This is a genomic window from Xanthobacter sp. NM-59, assembly GCF_021401125.1.
Taxonomy (GTDB): domain Bacteria; phylum Pseudomonadota; class Alphaproteobacteria; order Rhizobiales; family Xanthobacteraceae; genus Xanthobacter.
Genome location: NZ_JACBFQ010000003.1, coordinates 41,322 through 56,532, shown reverse-complemented (window position 1 = coordinate 56,532; position 15,211 = coordinate 41,322). Strand labels below are relative to the sequence as shown.

Here is a 15,211-nt window from a genome sequence, read left to right as displayed (position 1 = left end):
CCGATGGGCGAGGGATTTTCACAAGCGCGCATGGCTGGCGGTGGCGGGCTCTTTCCGGCCCGGCGGCGGGCGGGTGCGCGCGGGGGCCTTAAGGCCGCGCTGGCGTTCGCCGTTGTCGTCGCGGCCGGCCCGGCGGCGGCGTTGATGCCGCCCTATGTCTATGAGAATGCGCGGCGCGATGCGGTGAGCGTCATCGTGCTGCGGGTGCAGACCGTGACCACCCCGGCCGGCGGCTATGGCGCATGCCGGGTGAAGGGCGTGGTGCGAAAGGTGGAGCGCGGTGCCGCCTTCCGGCCGGGCATGGCGGTGGCACTGGACGTGCCATGCTTGAGGCCGGGCGCGCAGCCCCCCTTGGGCGGCACCATCTATCAGCCGGTCGACACCCTGGTGAAAGCGAAATACGGCCGCGCCTGGCTGGATGCCGAGGGGCATGTGGTGGTATCTCAGTATGAGCAGCTCAAGCAGTTGCCCTGAGTGGCTGGCTTGCGGCTGTGCCCTCGAAGGACGCCTTCCGTGGGGCGCCGGCGCGAACCGCAAGCGCACGCGCTTTCCCCGGCCGGTTCGCGCTGGCCCTAAGTCCTTGATCTCGCAGCGTCTGGCGTTTCCTTGCCCTGCGGCCGGCGGACAGGAGCGCGGGCGACGCATGCGGTTCGCGCATGGAGCGCGAGTTGCTCTTTGCGGAGAATGGGTTAAGCGAAGGCAGTCGCTCCCCGCGTGGGAGCGTGGATCGAAACATCTTGGTCGTGGCACGATCGCCCAAACGCACACTGGTCGCTCCCCGCGTGGGAGCGTGGATCGAAACCCCTGAGCTGGAGACGACTGCGTTTCGTCTCTGGACGTCGCTCCCCGCGTGGGAGCGTGGATCGAAACAAGGTGCTGATGCCGAAGCCGAAGGAGCCGTCCGAGTCGCTCCCCGCGTGGGAGCGTGGATCGAAACAAGCTTGTTCCTCCCTATTCGTGTTCGACAAGGGTCGCTCCCCGCGTGGGAGCGTGGATCGAAACCATCCTTGCTCCTGATCTGGGTCGAGATCGTGGGTCGCTCCCCGCGTGGGAGCGTGGATCGAAACTTCGCGCACACAGCGCGGCGCAGCTCGCCGTTGGGTCGCTCCCCGCGTGGGAGCGTGGATCGAAACATCGCGGCCCGGCAAAGAGCCCTCGGTCACAGCATGTCGCTCCCCGCGTGGGAGCGTGGATCGAAACATCGGGAGCTTGGCGATGACGCCTCGCAGCATGTTGTCGCTCCCCGCGTGGGAGCGTGGATCGAAACTCCTACCATTCCTGTTAATCATGGCGGTCATCCTGTCGCTCCCCGCGTGGGAGCGTGGATCGAAACCTGGCAGACATGATCGGTCGACACGTCGTTACCGGTCGCTCCCCGCGTGGGAGCGTGGATCGAAACAGGCGCCTTCATGATCGGCTTGATCAGGGTCGGATGTCGCTCCCCGCGTGGGAGCGTGGATCGAAACACCAAGGCGGTGATCTATTTCGACCTGTCCGATGCGGTCGCTCCCCGCGTGGGAGCGTGGATCGAAACATCGTCAGGCGCAGCCGCGCCGGCGGCGGGCCACCTGGTCGCTCCCCGCGTGGGAGCGTGGATCGAAACTGGGGAGGCGGTTCGCTCGTCCTCTCCGGCGCCCAGTCGCTCCCCGCGTGGGAGCGTGGATCGAAACCAGACGGTGGTGCTCGACAGCGTCTCCGCCCTGGTCGCTCCCCGCGTGGGAGCGTGGATCGAAACTACCCCGCCTATCGCGCGAGCCGTAAGGCAGCGAGTCGCTCCCCGCGTGGGAGCGTGGATCGAAACACGATTTTCGACGCTGCGTCGGGCCGCGTACTGCGTCGCTCCCCGCGTGGGAGCGTGGATCGAAACAGGCCTAGGTCGGAGGCGATTTGACGGCGCAGGTGGTCGCTCCCCGCGTGGGAGCGTGGATCGAAACGATTAATTAAAACCGCTTGACACCCCGTGGGGAGTCGCTCCCCGCGTGGGAGCGTGGATCGAAACTTAGCTCCGCCGGTCAGGACTGACCAGCCTCCGGTCGCTCCCCGCGTGGGAGCGTGGATCGAAACGCGGGCCAGACCACTAGCTCGTCAATCTCGAAGCGTCGCTCCCCGCGTGGGAGCGTGGATCGAAACGCGCATAGATCACAGCCGCCGACGCAATGACGGAGGTCGCTCTCCGCGTGGGAGCGTGGATCGAAACGCATAACTTCAAGTATCTTGAACTCTGGACTGATAGTCGCTCCCCGCGTGGGAGCGTGGATCGAAACATGATCGCGATGTCAACGAGATCGAGGGTGCCGTCGTCGCTCCCCGCGTGGGAGCGTGGATCGAAACATGAAACCCTAGAAAATCTAGCTAAAAAAGCCGGGTCGCTCCCCGCGTGGGAGCGTGGATCGAAACACGCTGCAAATACTGTCACCGCAGCCGCCCAGGCGAACAGTGTCCGCCTTGATCCTTCGCTCAAGGTTGAGCAGCACCAGCCGATGGGAGCGCCGTCCAAGCCGCCGGGGCGGGCCGCAGGGGCCGCCCTTCGCTGCAAGAAGATCCGGAGGGAAGGCTCAGTCGCCGGTGCCGGGCTCGGCGGAGAACATGGGCTCCTTGCCGGGCTTGCCGTCCCATTCCTTCGCGTCCGGCAGGGCGTCGCGCTTGATGGTGATGTTGGGCCACACCTGGGCGTATTCGGCGTTTAGGGCCGCCCACTTCTCCAGCCCGGGCTCGGAATCGGGCTTGATGGCCTCGGCCGGGCATTCGGGCTCGCACACCCCGCAATCGATGCACTCATCCGGATGGATGACGAGCATGTTGGCGCCCTCGTAGAAGCAATCCACGGGGCACACGGCGACACAATCCGTATACTTGCAGCGGATGCAGTTCTCGGTGACGACGTAAGCCATGGTAATCCCTTTCGCGACCTCGCGTAGCGCACCCGCCTGATGGGTGCAAGCGCGCGGTTGCCGCGCCATATTATTGCACTTTATTTTTCGGTGATTTCTTCGAAAAGCGCGGAAGCTGATGTAGCATCTCCGCGCCGTTCAGAAAAGCTCAACACGCGCAGCACCCTGACGCGGGCGTTCAGGGCGATGGTCAAGACATTGCCCGCCCGCACCGGCTGGGCGGGCGAATTCACGCGCGTTCCATCCAGGCGGACATGGCCGGCGCGGATGAGATCGGCGGCATCGGTGCGACTGCGCACCATTCGGGCGTGCCAGATCCAGCGATCCAGCCGCTGCCGGCCGGGCCCATCCTCGGCGTCGCGCGCGGCCGAGTCCTCCCCGCCGGCGCGATCGGGGCCCTCGCGCCCGCTGCGTGATGCGTCTCGTGACCGCGTTTTCCTCACGCGAACCGATATCCCATCATGGTCGGCGCCGGGAGCGGTCACCCTTTTTCGGGGTGCGCTCTCGGCTCCGATGTGCTGCCGGCGCGGCCGTCAGTTGCCCTTCTTGTCCGTCTCCATGCGCGCCTTGAGGGCGGCAAGGGCGGCAAACGGGCTGTCCGGATCCACCGGCTTGTCACGGCGGCGCTCCTGGTGCGCGGGCCGATGCTCATTGCGCGGGCCGCGATTTTCGTCGCGCGGACCACGCTGGGGACGCTCGCCCCGGGGCGGACGCGGCGGGCGCTCGCCCTCCGGTGCCGCACCTTCGGCCGCGGGCGCCTGGTCATTCCGCTCGGGGCGGCGATGGCCGGGGCCACCCTCGCGACGCTCGCCGCCGCGGCGATGGCCGCCTTCCTTGCGCTCGCCGTCCTTGCCGCCGAAGCGCTCGCCACCCCGCTGGGGACGGTCGCGGCGCGGTCCGCCCGGGGGACGGCCGGGCCGCCACACCTCGATCATCTCCGGCTCGGCCGGAGCGCCTTCCACGGCTTCCGCGCCGCCGGGTGCGGCTGCGGTTTCCACTTCGGCGGCCACTTCGGCCGCAGTGGGGTCGCCGGCCACTTCCATGGCTTCGACAGCCACTTCCGTCTCAACCGCCTCATCGGTGGGGGCCGGCTCTACGGCTTCCGGGGCAGCTTCGGCCGGCGCCAGGTCGGCGGCGACTTCCGCGGCAATGGCCTCGGCCACCTCGGGCGCGCCGGCGTCGAGCGCGGCGGCTTCCGCGGCCACGATCTCCTCAGCCGGGGTCTCGGCGGGAGCGTCGAACAGCAGGTCGGCCTCGATGGCGCCTTCCGGCGCGGGCGGCAGCTCGGCGGGAGCCGCGGCCTCGGCCGCGGGTTCCTCCGGCGGCGGGGCCGCGCGGCGCTCCATGCGATAGCCCAGCGACTTCAGGATGGAGGCGAAATCCTCCCCCGAGCAGCCGGCCAGCGAGGTCATGCCCACAGTGACGGTGAAGCCGCGCCCATCCACGGCACCGGCGGGCTTGGGCCCGGGCGAAGCCGGGCGCCAGTCCAGCGCCGGTCGGATGAGGTCGGCGAGCCGCTCCAGAATGTCCACGCGCACCGCGCGCTCGCCGCACACGCGGAAGCCCACGGCGCGATAGAGCCCCTTCTGGATCTCGTGATCCACGGGGATGGAGGTGCGACCCGACGCCGCCAGGTGCGGCAATTCGTCGAGGCCCTTCTGGGCGAGGCCGCCATGCTTGAGCGCGAACAGCTCCAGCGCCAGGGCGCGGGGCGCGGGCTTCAGCAAGGCCGGCAGATAGATGTGGTGGGCACCGAATCGCACGCCATAGCCACGCAGGGTGGCGCGGGCGGTCTGGTCGAGGCTCTTCATGTCCTCGGCGACGCGGGCCCGTTCCAGCACGCCGAGCGATTCGACGATCTGGAAGGCGATGCCGCGGGCGATGCCGGTGATGTCCTCCGCCGCCTGAAGCTTGGTGAGCGCGCCCAGCAGCTTGTCGACATGGGCGGAAACCCACAGGGCGAGGCGGGCCTCCACCTGGTCGCGGGCGGGGCCGGTGAGGTGCTCATCGGCGATGATCTTGAAGCGGGGCTTCAGGACCTCGTCGCCGGGGATGAGCTTGGCCACGGCCTCGCCGGTCCAGCGGATGGTGCCATCATTGGTGAGCACGAAGGCTTCATCCACGGCCTGGGCGAGGCGCGTGGCGCGTGCTTCGATCTCGCCGGCCAGCGCCTGCTGGGCGGCGGCGCGCAGCGCCTTGGCCTCTTCCCCGCCGGCGGTGGGTTCCGCCTGGAACTGGAAGCCGTGGAGATGGCCGATGACATGTCCTTCGACGGTGACGTCGCCGGTCTTGCTGATTTCAGTTTCGAGCATCTTTTTCTCTCGCAGGCGCCGCATGAGCACGCTGGTCCGCCGATCCACGAAACGCTGGGCCAGCCTTTCGTGCAATGCATCGGACAGCTTGTCTTCGACCCCTCTCGTGACGCCTTGCCAGTGCTCCGGATCCCTGAGCCAGTCGGGCCGGTTGGCCACGAAGGTGAGAGTCCTCACCTGCGCGATCCGGCTCGACAGTGTGTCGATGTCGCCTTCTTGGCGATCGGTCAAGGCGATTTGACGTTTGAACCAATCATCGGGGATGAAACCACCCCCTTCCACATGCCCGAAAAGGGTCGCCACCAGCTCCGCATGGGCGCCCGGGGACACCTTGCGATAGTCGGGCACCTGGCACACCTCCCACAGCCGTTCCACCTGCTGCGGCGAGGTCACGCGGGCCGCCACCTCCGTGTCACGGCTGAGGATTTCCAGCACGGCGACGTCGTCGGCGGTGGGCGCGCGGGTCAGTCCTTCCTCGCGCGGGGGATGCGACAAAGAGGCCAGCAGGGCGCGTGTGGATGAAAAGTCGGGGACGGAGTTGCGCCATTGCAACACCTTCGCGGTGTCGAACGTGTGAGCCTCCAATTGCTCCACCAATTCCTCTTCGAATGGCGGGCAGCGGCCGGTGGTGCCGAAGGTGCCGTCGGAGAGGGCGCGGCCGGCGCGCCCCGCGATCTGCGCCATTTCGGAAGGGTTGAGGCGGCGGAACTGCCAGCCGTCGAACTTGCGATCGGACGCGAAGGCCACATGGTCCACGTCGAGATTGAGGCCCATGCCGATGGCGTCGGTGGCCACCAGATAGTCCACGTCGCCCGACTGGTAGAGTTCCACCTGCGCATTGCGGGTGCGCGGGGACAGCGCGCCCATCACCACCGCCGCCCCGCCGCGATGGCGGCGGATGAACTCGGCGATGGAATAGACTTCATCCGCCGAGAAGGCGACGATGGCCGAGCGGCGCGGCAGCCGCGAGATCTTCCGCTCGCCCGCGAAGGAAAGCGTGGACAAACGCGGGCGCATCATCACGTTCACGCCCGGCAGCAGCTTCTCGATGAGCGGGCGCATGGTGGCCGAGCCCAGAAGCAGCGTCTCGTGCCGCCCGCGCCGGTTCAGAAGGCGATCGGTGAAGACATGGCCACGGTCGAGGTCGGTGGCCACCTGGATCTCGTCGATGGCGACGAACGCCACGTCCAGGTCGCGCGGCATGGCCTCCACGGTGGAGACCCAGTAGCGCGGCGGCGAGCGGCGCGAGCCCTTGGGCTTGATCTTCTCCTCGCCGGTGATGAGGGCGACCTGGCTGGGGCCCACCTTCTCGACGATGCGCTGGTAGACCTCGCGCGCCAGCAGGCGCAGCGGCAGGCCGATGATGCCGCTCTCGTGGGCCAGCATGCGTTCGATGGCGAGGTGGGTCTTGCCGGTATTGGTGGGGCCGAGGATGGCGCTCACCCCCCGCGCCCTCACGGTGCGCGGCAATACGGCCCATTGGGTGATGTCGTCCATCGGTTTCGACTTCGTCGGCTCGGCTCTGGGGGGTGTGTATCATATTGGGTCGGAAGGGCGAGGGCGAAAGGTGTGGATGACCCGATGGAGAACGAACGGGCGACAAAGAGCGTGCGAATCAGGTCGCGGCGCTGCGTCGCGTTTCGTTCCGGCGGCCTTGTGGCGGGCGCGCTCCCTGCTTAAAGCTCACGGGCATGAGCCCGCCCCGATCGCGAGAAGGAGGCCGAAAATGCCGCTGACCCAGGCCACGGTCGATCCGGAAGAGGTCGCCCGCTTTGAAGCGCTCGGCGCGGAGTGGTGGAACGAGAAGGGCAAGATGGCCCCGCTCCACGCCATGAACCCGGCGCGCCTCGCTTTCCTGCGCGGCGCGCTGGTGCGCCATTTCGGCCGGGATGAGAAGGCGCTGCGCCCGCTCCACGGCCTGCGCGTGCTCGATATCGGCTGCGGCGGTGGGCTGCTCAGCGAGCCTTTGGCGCGCATGGGCGCCCAGGTGACCGGCGTCGACCCTGCCCCCGGCAATATCGAGGTGGCGCGCGCCCATGGCCGCGCCTCGGGGCTCGACATCGAATACCTGCCGTCCACCGCGGAGGAGCTGGCCGCCCGCGGCTCGCGCTTCAATGCGGTGGTGGCGCTGGAGGTGGTGGAGCACGTGGCCGATGTGGGCCTGTTCGTGCGCACCGTCGGGCAATTGGTGGAGGACGGGGGCGTGCTCGTCCTCTCCACCTTGAACCGCACGGCCAAGAGCTTTGCTCTCGCCATCGTGGGCGCGGAATATGTGCTGCGCTGGCTGCCGCCGGGCACCCACCATTGGGAGAAGTTCATCACCCCCGACGAGCTGGAGGCGACACTTGCCGCCGCCGGCTATGCGCCCAGCGAAAAGGCGGGGCTCGTCTACAATCCGCTGACGCGGGAGTTCAAGCTCTCGGACGATCTGGACGTGAACTACTTCATGGTGGCGCAGCGGACCTGAGCGCCTCCGCCGGCGGCGAAGCTAGAGGAAGCTCGTCAGCCAGATCCCGAGCGGGATGGTGATGAACAGGGCCAGCGAGGTGATGAGGAGGATGGAGGCCACAGGGCCTTCCTCTTCCTCATAGGTCTCGGAGAAGAGCAGCGCCTTCGACGCGATCGGCAGCAGGCAGACCACGAAGGCGGCCTGGGGCACCGGCCCGGAGAGCCCGAACAGCTTCAGCAGCACGAAGAACAGCGCCGGCATCACGACAAGGCTGTTGAGCACGGCGAGCACCACCGCGCGCGAGCCGAGATGCAGCCGGAACGTGGCCATGGCCAAGCCCGCCGCGAAGATGGCGACCGGGCCGGCCGTTTCGGCCAGGGGCTCCATGATGTCGCTGATGACGGCCGGCAGCGTGAAGCCGCTGAGGGCGATGACGGCACCAAGAAACGGCGCGATCACCAGCGGATCCACCAGGGTCTTGCGCAAGGTCGCAAGGATGGAGGGGGCTTCGCCCGTGCCCGCGCTCTTGAACAGGTAGATGGCCAGGGACAGCTGGGTGAGGTTCATGATCAGCGCGCTGAGGCCGACCATGGCCCGCCCCAGATCCGCGCCGAAGAGCTGGGTGAGCACCAGGAGGCCGTAGACCGTCGCCGCCTTGGAGGTGCCGGCATAAGAGAGCAGCGCGGCGTCCATCGCCGGCTGCCTCGCCGCGCGCAGCAGGGTGTAGCCCAGAACGAAAAAGCCGCTGTAGAACAGCAGCATGATGAGCACCAGCGGGCCCTGGCGCAGCAGTAGCTCGCGATCGAATTGGGCCATGCCGAGGAACAGGGCGGCGGGCATGGCATAGCGCAGCACGAGGGTCGTGAGGCCGCGCATCTGCTCGCCGCTGAACTGTTTCTGTCGTCCCGCGAAATATCCAAGGCCAAGGAGCAGGAAGACGGGCCCGACAACGTGCAGGACGAAGTATATATCCATGGATCGAATAAATCCTATTCGCGATCGTGCGAAATCCGATCGGATGACATGGCGTTTTCGTCTTCATAGGCGAATGAAAGCCGCCCCTCACGGCATATGACCGGCGCCGGGGCCTTCCCATGTTCTTTCGATCTTGGTGATTGTGCATGACGCGCGCGGCGCCGCGCGCGGGAGCGCGTGTTCCCGGAGGGCGGCGCCTTTCGGCTGCCGATCAGGCGGCGCGGTGGAACCCCATGCCGCGATCGGGGCGGGCGGCGTGGAGCATCATCAGCTCGCCCACGTTTTCCGGCGTCAGCAGGCCGACGAGGCGGCCGGTTCCGTCCACCACGCCCACGGCGGGCACCTGCTCGCTGGTGATGAGCTTGAGGGCGGCGTCCAGCCGGGCGCGCGCGTCTACGGTGGGCACATTGGGCTGCATCACCTGGATCACCGGCGTCTGCGGGCCCTCGTCCTTCATGGCGCGGATCATGGCGTCGCGGGTGAGCACGCCGCGCAGGTGGCCGGCCCCGTCCACCACCGGGAATTCCCGCTGTGTGGTGCGGATGAGGGCGTCGGCGGCGTCGTCCACGGTGGCGCTGGGCCCCAGCGTCTCGAAGTGGGTGATCATGGCATCGGCCACGCACAGCCCGCGCGAGGCCTCCTTGAGCTGCACCTGTCCCGCCTCGCCCGACGCGGCCAGGAACACGAACACGCCGATAATCATCAGCATGGGATTGAAGAAAATGCCCGCCAGCCCCAGGCCGATGGCGATGGCCTGGCCGATGGAGGCCGCCACCGCCGTGGCGCGGCCGAAGCCCATATTCATGGCCAGCAGCGCGCGCAGCACCCGCCCGCCATCCATGGGAAAAGCGGGGATGAGGTTGAACACCACCAGGAAGATGTTCGCGCCCGCCAGCTTCACCAGCATGGAGGTGCCCGGGTCCTCGATCTTGGACAGGTCATCCACATTCAGCCCGGCGCCCAGGATGAGCAGCAGGACGGCGGCGATGGCCACATTCACCAGCGGCCCGGCAATGGCCACCACCAGCTCTTCGGAAGGCTTTTCTGGCATGCGTTCCAGGCTGGCGATGCCTCCGAACGGCCACAGGGTGATGTCAGGTGTCTTCACGCCATAGTGACGGGCCGCGAAGACGTGCCCCAGCTCGTGCAGCAGCACGCAGGCGAACAGCAGGGCGACGAATAGTACGCCCTGCCAGGCCGCATCGGCGCCGCCGGTCCGGTAATAGGCGGCCCAGATCCACACCAGGAACAGAAGAAAGGTCACATGGATGCGGATGGCGGTCTCGCCGAGGCGTCCGATGGTCACCGACCAGGGCATGGGCACTCTCCAAAAGGGGCCCCTCACACATAGGTCGCGTGGCGGTGGGCGCAACACGAATCGTGTCGCGCGCGGGTGAAGGGCATTGAAGCTAAGGTTACCTTATTATATGGTTGGCGTGATATGGCAGAAACTCCTCTTGGCTTTCTTCTCGTGGATGCGGCGCGGCTCTACCGCGCCCGCATTGATCGTGCCTTCACCCAGGCCGGCCTTGGCCTCACGGCCGGCGAGGCGCGCACGCTCGCTTATGTGAACCAGCATCCGGGCCTGCGGCAGAGTGCCCTGGCAGTGAAGATGAACGTGGAGCCCATGACGCTGGTGGGCTTCCTCGACGCGCTCGAAAGCCGGGGGCTGGTGGCGCGGGAGACCGATCCGCGGGATCGGCGGGCCAAGATCGTGCGGCTCACGGCGGAGGCGCAGCCTTTCCTGGCCGGCGTCCAGTCTGCGGCGGCGGTGGCGCGGGGGGAGGCTCTCGCCGGCTTCTCCGCGGCCGATCAGACCCGCCTGAGGGACTTTCTGGTGCAGATCCGCGACAATCTCGCGCGCTGCCGCGAGGAGGATTGCCGCGACGACGGGGACAAAGACGAAAAATGAAGCCTGCCGAGTACAAGGCGCCCTCATCCCCTGGGCCGGCGCCCATGATGTCGGAAGTGCGCGTCGCCATGGTCGGCGCGCTCATGGTGATGCTCGGCCCCATCAGCCTCGCCATGTACACCCCGGCCATGCCCACTTTGGTCAGCGTCTTCGACACGACGCCGGCGGCCGTGAAGCTGACCCTGACGGTGTTCTTCCTGGGCTTCGCCTTCTCCCAGCTGGCCTGCGGGCCCCTGTCCGATGCCTTCGGGCGGCGGCCGGTGGCGCTGGGTTTCTTCAGCGTCTACATGCTGGGCGCGCTGGTGGCCACCTGGGCACCCAGCATGGGCTGGCTCATCCTCGGCCGCGGCCTGCAGGGCGTGGGGTGCGCGGCGGGCATCGCCATCTCCCGCGCCATCGTCCGTGATCAATATACGGGCCAGACCTCGGCGCGAATCATGAACCTCATCGGCACCATGCTGGCCATCGGGCCGGCGGTGTCGCCCACCCTCGGCGGCCTCATCCTGGGCACCGCCGGATGGCACATGATCTTTGTCGCCATGGCCATCTATGGCGTGGTGCTGCTGGCGCTGCTCTCCTTCTTCGTGCCCGAGACCAATCGCGGGCGGGACCCGTCCTTGGCGTCGCCCGTTGGTATCCTCAAGAGCTATGCCCGCCTGCTGTCCGACCGCGTCTTCATGCGGGCGAGCCTGGTACTGGGGGGTGGGCTCGGGGCCATCTACACCTTCGCCGCGCTGCTGCCCTTCGTGCTGATCCAGCAGGTGGGGCTCACGCCCACCCAGTTTGGCCTCGCCATGCTGGCGCAGACCGGCTCCTACATGTTCGGCACCCTGATCGCGGGGCGGCTGTTGAAGACCATGAGCGCGTCCGCCCTCATTCCCATTGGCCTGGTGCTGGTGACGGCGGGGGCGTGCGGCCTGGGCATCGGCCTCAGGGTCCTTGAACCTTCGACCCTCACGGTGATGGGGCCCATCGGGCTGTGGGCGTGCGGGGTGGCCATGGTGCTGCCCGGCTGCACCACGGCGGCGCTCGCCGGCTTTCCCGCCATCGCCGGCGCCGCCTCTGCGCTGATGGGCTTCATGCAGATCGGCGGCGGCTTCCTGGGCACGGCGGTGGCGGTGCTGTTTCCCTCGCCGCTGGCGGCGCTCACCACCTTGATGCCGGCCATGGCGCTGGTGGCCATTTGCGGCCATGTGCTGCTGCGTCCATCCCGCTCCGCAGGTGCAGAGGCGCCGGTGGCCACGACCGCCGTGGACGCCACCGATCTCGAACTCGCGGCCGATCCCCTTGGCGTCGTCGGCGCGGCCGGGGAAGAGATCGAGACCGAAACCTGCGTCCGGCAGAATTAGTCCATTCTCGCTTCCGGTCGATCTTCAGCGTTGACCGTTCTCCCACCGTCATGGTCAATCTGCGTCGGGCCGCCCAACGGCCCGGGCTGAGGGGGAGATACGTATGAAGTTCGCAGGACTTGTCCTGGCGGCGCTGATGGCGCTGCCGGCGGCGTCGGCCCATGCGCAGACGGTGAGCTATGCCGAGGCCGCCGGCCTGCTGGCCAAGCATTGTGGCGAAGACATCATGCGCCACTGCCGTGGGCTCAATCTGGGCAACGGCGCCATTTATCAGTGCCTCGTGACGCATCAGGCGAATCTGTCGCCGGCCTGCGCTGCCAACCATGAATCCATCCGCCAGATGACTGAGGCTCGCGCCGAGGCCCAAAAGGCCGTCTACAAGGCGTGCGATCGCGACCGCGCGGAGTTCTGCTCCGGCGTGGTGCCCGGCGACGGCAATCTCGTGTCCTGCCTCCTGGAGGCCTCCAAGGTGGTGAGCCAGACCTGCACCACCGCCCTCACCAATGCGGGTTATCGCTGATGCGCGCCGCTAAGAAGCAGGAGACGGGCTCCATGATCGCCTCGCGTATCACCCTCGCGCTCAGCGCCCTGTGCGCCGGGGCGGTGTTCGCCCTCGGCGCCAGCGCGCCGGCCGCGGCCCAGGCCTTCACCCCCAATTCCGAGATCGTTCAGGGCCTCACCGCCTCGGTGGATGACGTGCCCGGCGTGTCGGTGGAAGCGCTGCGCGATCTCGCCAAGGCCCACATGCAGTATCAGGGCCCGCCCGAGAGCCGCCCGCCGCTGGCGCTGCAGCTCGACAAGCTGGCCCAGATCAATGTGGAGATCGAGTTCGATCTGAACTCGGCGATGGTGAAGCCGTCGTCCTACCAGACCCTCGGCTCCATCGCGGACGCGATGCACAACCCCGTGCTGCTCGGCTACAAGTTCCTGGTGGTCGGCAATACGGATGCCACTGGCACCCGCGAATACAATATGAAGCTGAGCCAGGAGCGGGCGGACGCCATCGCCCAGGCGCTCACCACCACTTTCCGTGTGGATCCGCGCCGCATTCAGGCCGTGGGGCTCGGTGAGGAGGCGCTGCAGGATGCCAAGCATCCCGATGCCGCCATCAACCGCCGGGTGCAGATCTTCAATATCGGTCGCGCCGGTCCGCTGCCGCAGCAGTGACGACATCTTCCGGCCGGTGTCCATGCTCCGGCCGGAGCCTTCATGATCGAAGTTCCGCGGGTCGAAGTCGTCGCGGCGGCAAATGCGCGCCGGCGGGTGCAGGACCTGCCCCCGCCGCGCGAGCCGTCCGGTTGCGGATGCCAACGGAAGGGGCTTCCGTCGGCCATGCCGGGGACGCACACCCCCCGGATGCGCCACCGCCGATACCTCTCGGCCCCCGCTTTCGCGCTGCCGACCTCAGTTCGCGCCCGAAACCGAATGCCGAGTGCCCAGTTCCCCGAACTCGGCTTTACGTGTCAGTTTTACGTGTCAGTTTTTCTTGGGGGCCTTCGCCGCCGGCTTGGAGGCCGGTTTAGCCGGGGCCTTGGGGCTTTTCGCAGCGGCCGCTGGCTTCGTGGTCACAGTCTTCGCGGCAGCCGCCTTCTCGGTGGTGGGCTTAGCGGCCACCGTCTCGGTCACCGCAGGCTTGGCGACCGCAGGCTTTGCGACCGCAGGGTTGGCGGGCGTCGTCTTCGCGGGTGCGGTCTTCCCAGTGGCGGGCTTCGGCGCCGCGGCGGTCTTGGGACCTGCCGACTTGGTGGCCGCGCTTTTTGTGGCGGCACTCTTGGTCGCGGCGGTTTTGGTCGCGGCCGTTTTGGGGGCAGGCTTCTTCGCGGTGGATGCCTTCTCCGCAGGCACCTTCTCCGCAGGGGCCGCCACGGCGGGCATTGCGGGGGCGGGTTCCGCGGGGGTCTTGGGTTCCGCTGCCTTCGCCGAGGTCGCCTTCGCGGCCGGCTTGCCTGCAGTGGCCTTGGTGACGGTAGCTTTGGTCGCGGTGGCTTTGGCGGCCTTGGGGGCCGGCTTCGCGGTGCTGGATGCGCTCTCGGAGGGCGAAACGTCGGCCGGCTTAGCCGCCGCGCTGGTCTTGCTGACCTTGGTCGCGGCCTTTGCCACCGGCTTCGCGGCCGGCTTTACCGCGGCCGGCTTGGCAGGGGCGGCTTTAGCGGGCGCGGCTTTGGCGGGAGCGGGCTCAGCAGCAGCAGGCACGGCAGAAACAGGTACGGCAGTCTTGGCGGCTTCGGCCTTGGCGGGGGCGGCGGCCTTGGGGGCGGGCGCCTTCGCTGCGGTGGCCTTCACCGTGGACGGCTTCGCCGCCTTGGTGGCGGGGGCCTTGGGTGCCGCCGTGGGTATCGTCTTGGGCTCGGCCTTCGGCTTATCGGCGGCCTGGGTCAGGCAGGACGCAGCCAATTTCTTGATCTCGTCGTGAGTAATGCTGCCGGGATCCTTGAGCGCCTTTGCGGCGATCTTGCTCACCGCGGCGCTGGTGACTTCTGTCTTCGCCATTGTCGCCTCCACATCTGGCAGCCGGCGAAGGGTTCGCGAATCAGGGTGTCCGCCAGCATCCCATTGATCTCGTGGAACAACTTCCGAATGGTTAACGCAAGATCAATGTGAAATCCGCGGCGCTCGCGGGGGCGGCGTACTGTTCTTCGAATTCTTCGGATAGTTTTTGCCGATCAAGACTTTGGCTGTGAACGCCAGGGGCCCGCGGCAGCAAAAATCTCTTCGCGCTGATGGCCAGGGGACGGCCGTTGTCATGTCCGCGTCGAGGGACGCGCCTAGTTTCCCGCCCGAGCCGAATCGCCGCCGGAGCAAGTGGGGCGGAAAGTGTGGCGGCAACTACCGGGGGCAGGTGCGGGGCGACCCCGTGACAGGAGTGGGCCTCATGATCACGCGTCCGTCCATCCTCTTCGTGTGCCGGGACAATGCCGGCCTCAGCCTCATGGCAGAAGCGCTGACGATGCACCTTTATGCGCGGGTGCGGGCCTTCAGCGCGGCGACCGCCATGACCGGCCCGGTGGATCCGGTTGCGCTCGAATGCCTGGAGCGGGAGGGCATCGCCACTGATGGCCTGTCCGCCAAGCCGGCGGAGCTGTTCGCTCTTTCGGGCGCGCCGCGGGTGGATTTGGCCGTAGCGCTGGTGGAGGACGCCCATCGCGCCGCCCGCCGCCTGCCTTGGATGCACCTGCTGCGCCTGCGGGGATGGGGGTTCGAGGACATCACCCGCGTGCCGGATCTCAAGGAGCGGGCGCGCGGATATCGCCGGCTGTTGCCGGAGCTGAGGGCCGCCATCACCGCGCTGGTGGAGCAGGATTTCGCCCCCGCCGCGGCCTGAC

13 protein-coding genes and 1 CRISPR repeat array are annotated in these 15,211 nt (G+C 67.8%); of the genes, 7 read left to right on the top strand and 6 right to left on the bottom strand.

Translation table 11 applies throughout. The features are described from left to right. Positions 1-3: 3 nt before the first annotated feature. The gene (locus L0966_RS08090; RefSeq protein WP_234051384.1) at positions 4-474 is read left to right on the top strand and encodes a hypothetical protein; all 471 of its coding nucleotides are present in this window, start codon (positions 4-6) and stop codon (positions 472-474) included. A gap of 228 nt (positions 475-702) precedes the next feature. After that, positions 703-2,397: direct repeats of the CRISPR family, unit length 32 nt; unit sequence GTCGCTCCCCGCGTGGGAGCGTGGATCGAAAC. A gap of 158 nt (positions 2,398-2,555) precedes the next feature. On the opposite strand, the gene fdxA is transcribed toward L0966_RS08090, so the two are convergent. The 3 genes from fdxA to L0966_RS08075 form a co-directional block, all read right to left on the bottom strand. After that, positions 2,556-2,891, bottom strand: a complete 336-nt coding sequence (gene fdxA, locus L0966_RS08085) for a ferredoxin FdxA (protein ID WP_234051383.1) — start codon at positions 2,889-2,891, stop codon at positions 2,556-2,558. Positions 2,892-2,971: 80 nt separating this feature from the next. Next, positions 2,972-3,220, bottom strand: a complete 249-nt coding sequence (locus tag L0966_RS08080; protein WP_255684223.1) for an RNA-binding S4 domain-containing protein — start codon at positions 3,218-3,220, stop codon at positions 2,972-2,974. A gap of 204 nt (positions 3,221-3,424) precedes the next feature. Beyond that, positions 3,425-6,700, bottom strand: coding sequence for a helicase-related protein (locus tag L0966_RS08075; RefSeq protein ID WP_234051381.1), 3,276 nt, complete (start codon positions 6,698-6,700; stop codon positions 3,425-3,427). 229 nt (positions 6,701-6,929) lie between these two features. On the opposite strand from L0966_RS08075, the gene ubiG reads away from it, so the two are divergent. Continuing rightward, complete coding sequence (gene ubiG / locus L0966_RS08070) at positions 6,930-7,670, top strand: bifunctional 2-polyprenyl-6-hydroxyphenol methylase/3-demethylubiquinol 3-O-methyltransferase UbiG (protein WP_234051380.1); 741 nt, start codon at positions 6,930-6,932, stop codon at positions 7,668-7,670. A 21-nt stretch (positions 7,671-7,691) separates the two neighbouring features. Here ubiG and L0966_RS08065 read toward each other — a convergent pair whose 3' ends face one another. Further along, entirely contained in the window at positions 7,692-8,627 is a 936-nt protein-coding gene (locus tag L0966_RS08065; protein ID WP_234051379.1) for an AEC family transporter, read from the bottom strand. A 211-nt stretch (positions 8,628-8,838) separates the two neighbouring features. After that, complete coding sequence (locus L0966_RS08060) at positions 8,839-9,945, bottom strand: site-2 protease family protein (protein WP_234051377.1); 1,107 nt, start codon at positions 9,943-9,945, stop codon at positions 8,839-8,841. A 123-nt stretch (positions 9,946-10,068) separates the two neighbouring features. Between L0966_RS08060 and L0966_RS08055 the strand changes: the two genes are divergently transcribed. From L0966_RS08055 to L0966_RS08040, 4 genes are all read left to right on the top strand, one after another. Then, entirely contained in the window at positions 10,069-10,539 is a 471-nt protein-coding gene (locus L0966_RS08055; RefSeq protein WP_234051376.1) for a MarR family winged helix-turn-helix transcriptional regulator, read from the top strand. Continuing rightward, positions 10,536-11,888, top strand: a complete 1,353-nt coding sequence (locus L0966_RS08050) for a multidrug effflux MFS transporter (RefSeq protein WP_234051375.1) — start codon at positions 10,536-10,538, stop codon at positions 11,886-11,888. Before L0966_RS08055 ends, L0966_RS08050 begins: the two co-directional genes overlap by 4 nt. A gap of 103 nt (positions 11,889-11,991) precedes the next feature. After that, complete coding sequence (locus L0966_RS08045; protein WP_234051373.1) at positions 11,992-12,408, top strand: cysteine rich repeat-containing protein; 417 nt, start codon at positions 11,992-11,994, stop codon at positions 12,406-12,408. A 32-nt stretch (positions 12,409-12,440) separates the two neighbouring features. Beyond that, the gene (locus tag L0966_RS08040) at positions 12,441-13,055 is read left to right on the top strand and encodes an OmpA family protein (protein ID WP_234051372.1); all 615 of its coding nucleotides are present in this window, start codon (positions 12,441-12,443) and stop codon (positions 13,053-13,055) included. A gap of 309 nt (positions 13,056-13,364) precedes the next feature. Here the strand turns inward: L0966_RS08040 and L0966_RS08035 are convergent, their stop codons facing one another. Then, positions 13,365-14,378: a hypothetical protein gene (locus L0966_RS08035; protein ID WP_234051371.1), complete on the bottom strand. Its 1,014-nt coding sequence runs from the start codon at positions 14,376-14,378 to the stop codon at positions 13,365-13,367. Between the two features lie 382 nt (positions 14,379-14,760). Between L0966_RS08035 and L0966_RS08030 the strand changes: the two genes are divergently transcribed. Then, the gene (locus tag L0966_RS08030; protein WP_234051370.1) at positions 14,761-15,210 is read left to right on the top strand and encodes a low molecular weight phosphatase family protein; all 450 of its coding nucleotides are present in this window, start codon (positions 14,761-14,763) and stop codon (positions 15,208-15,210) included. Position 15,211: the final 1 nt, after the last annotated feature.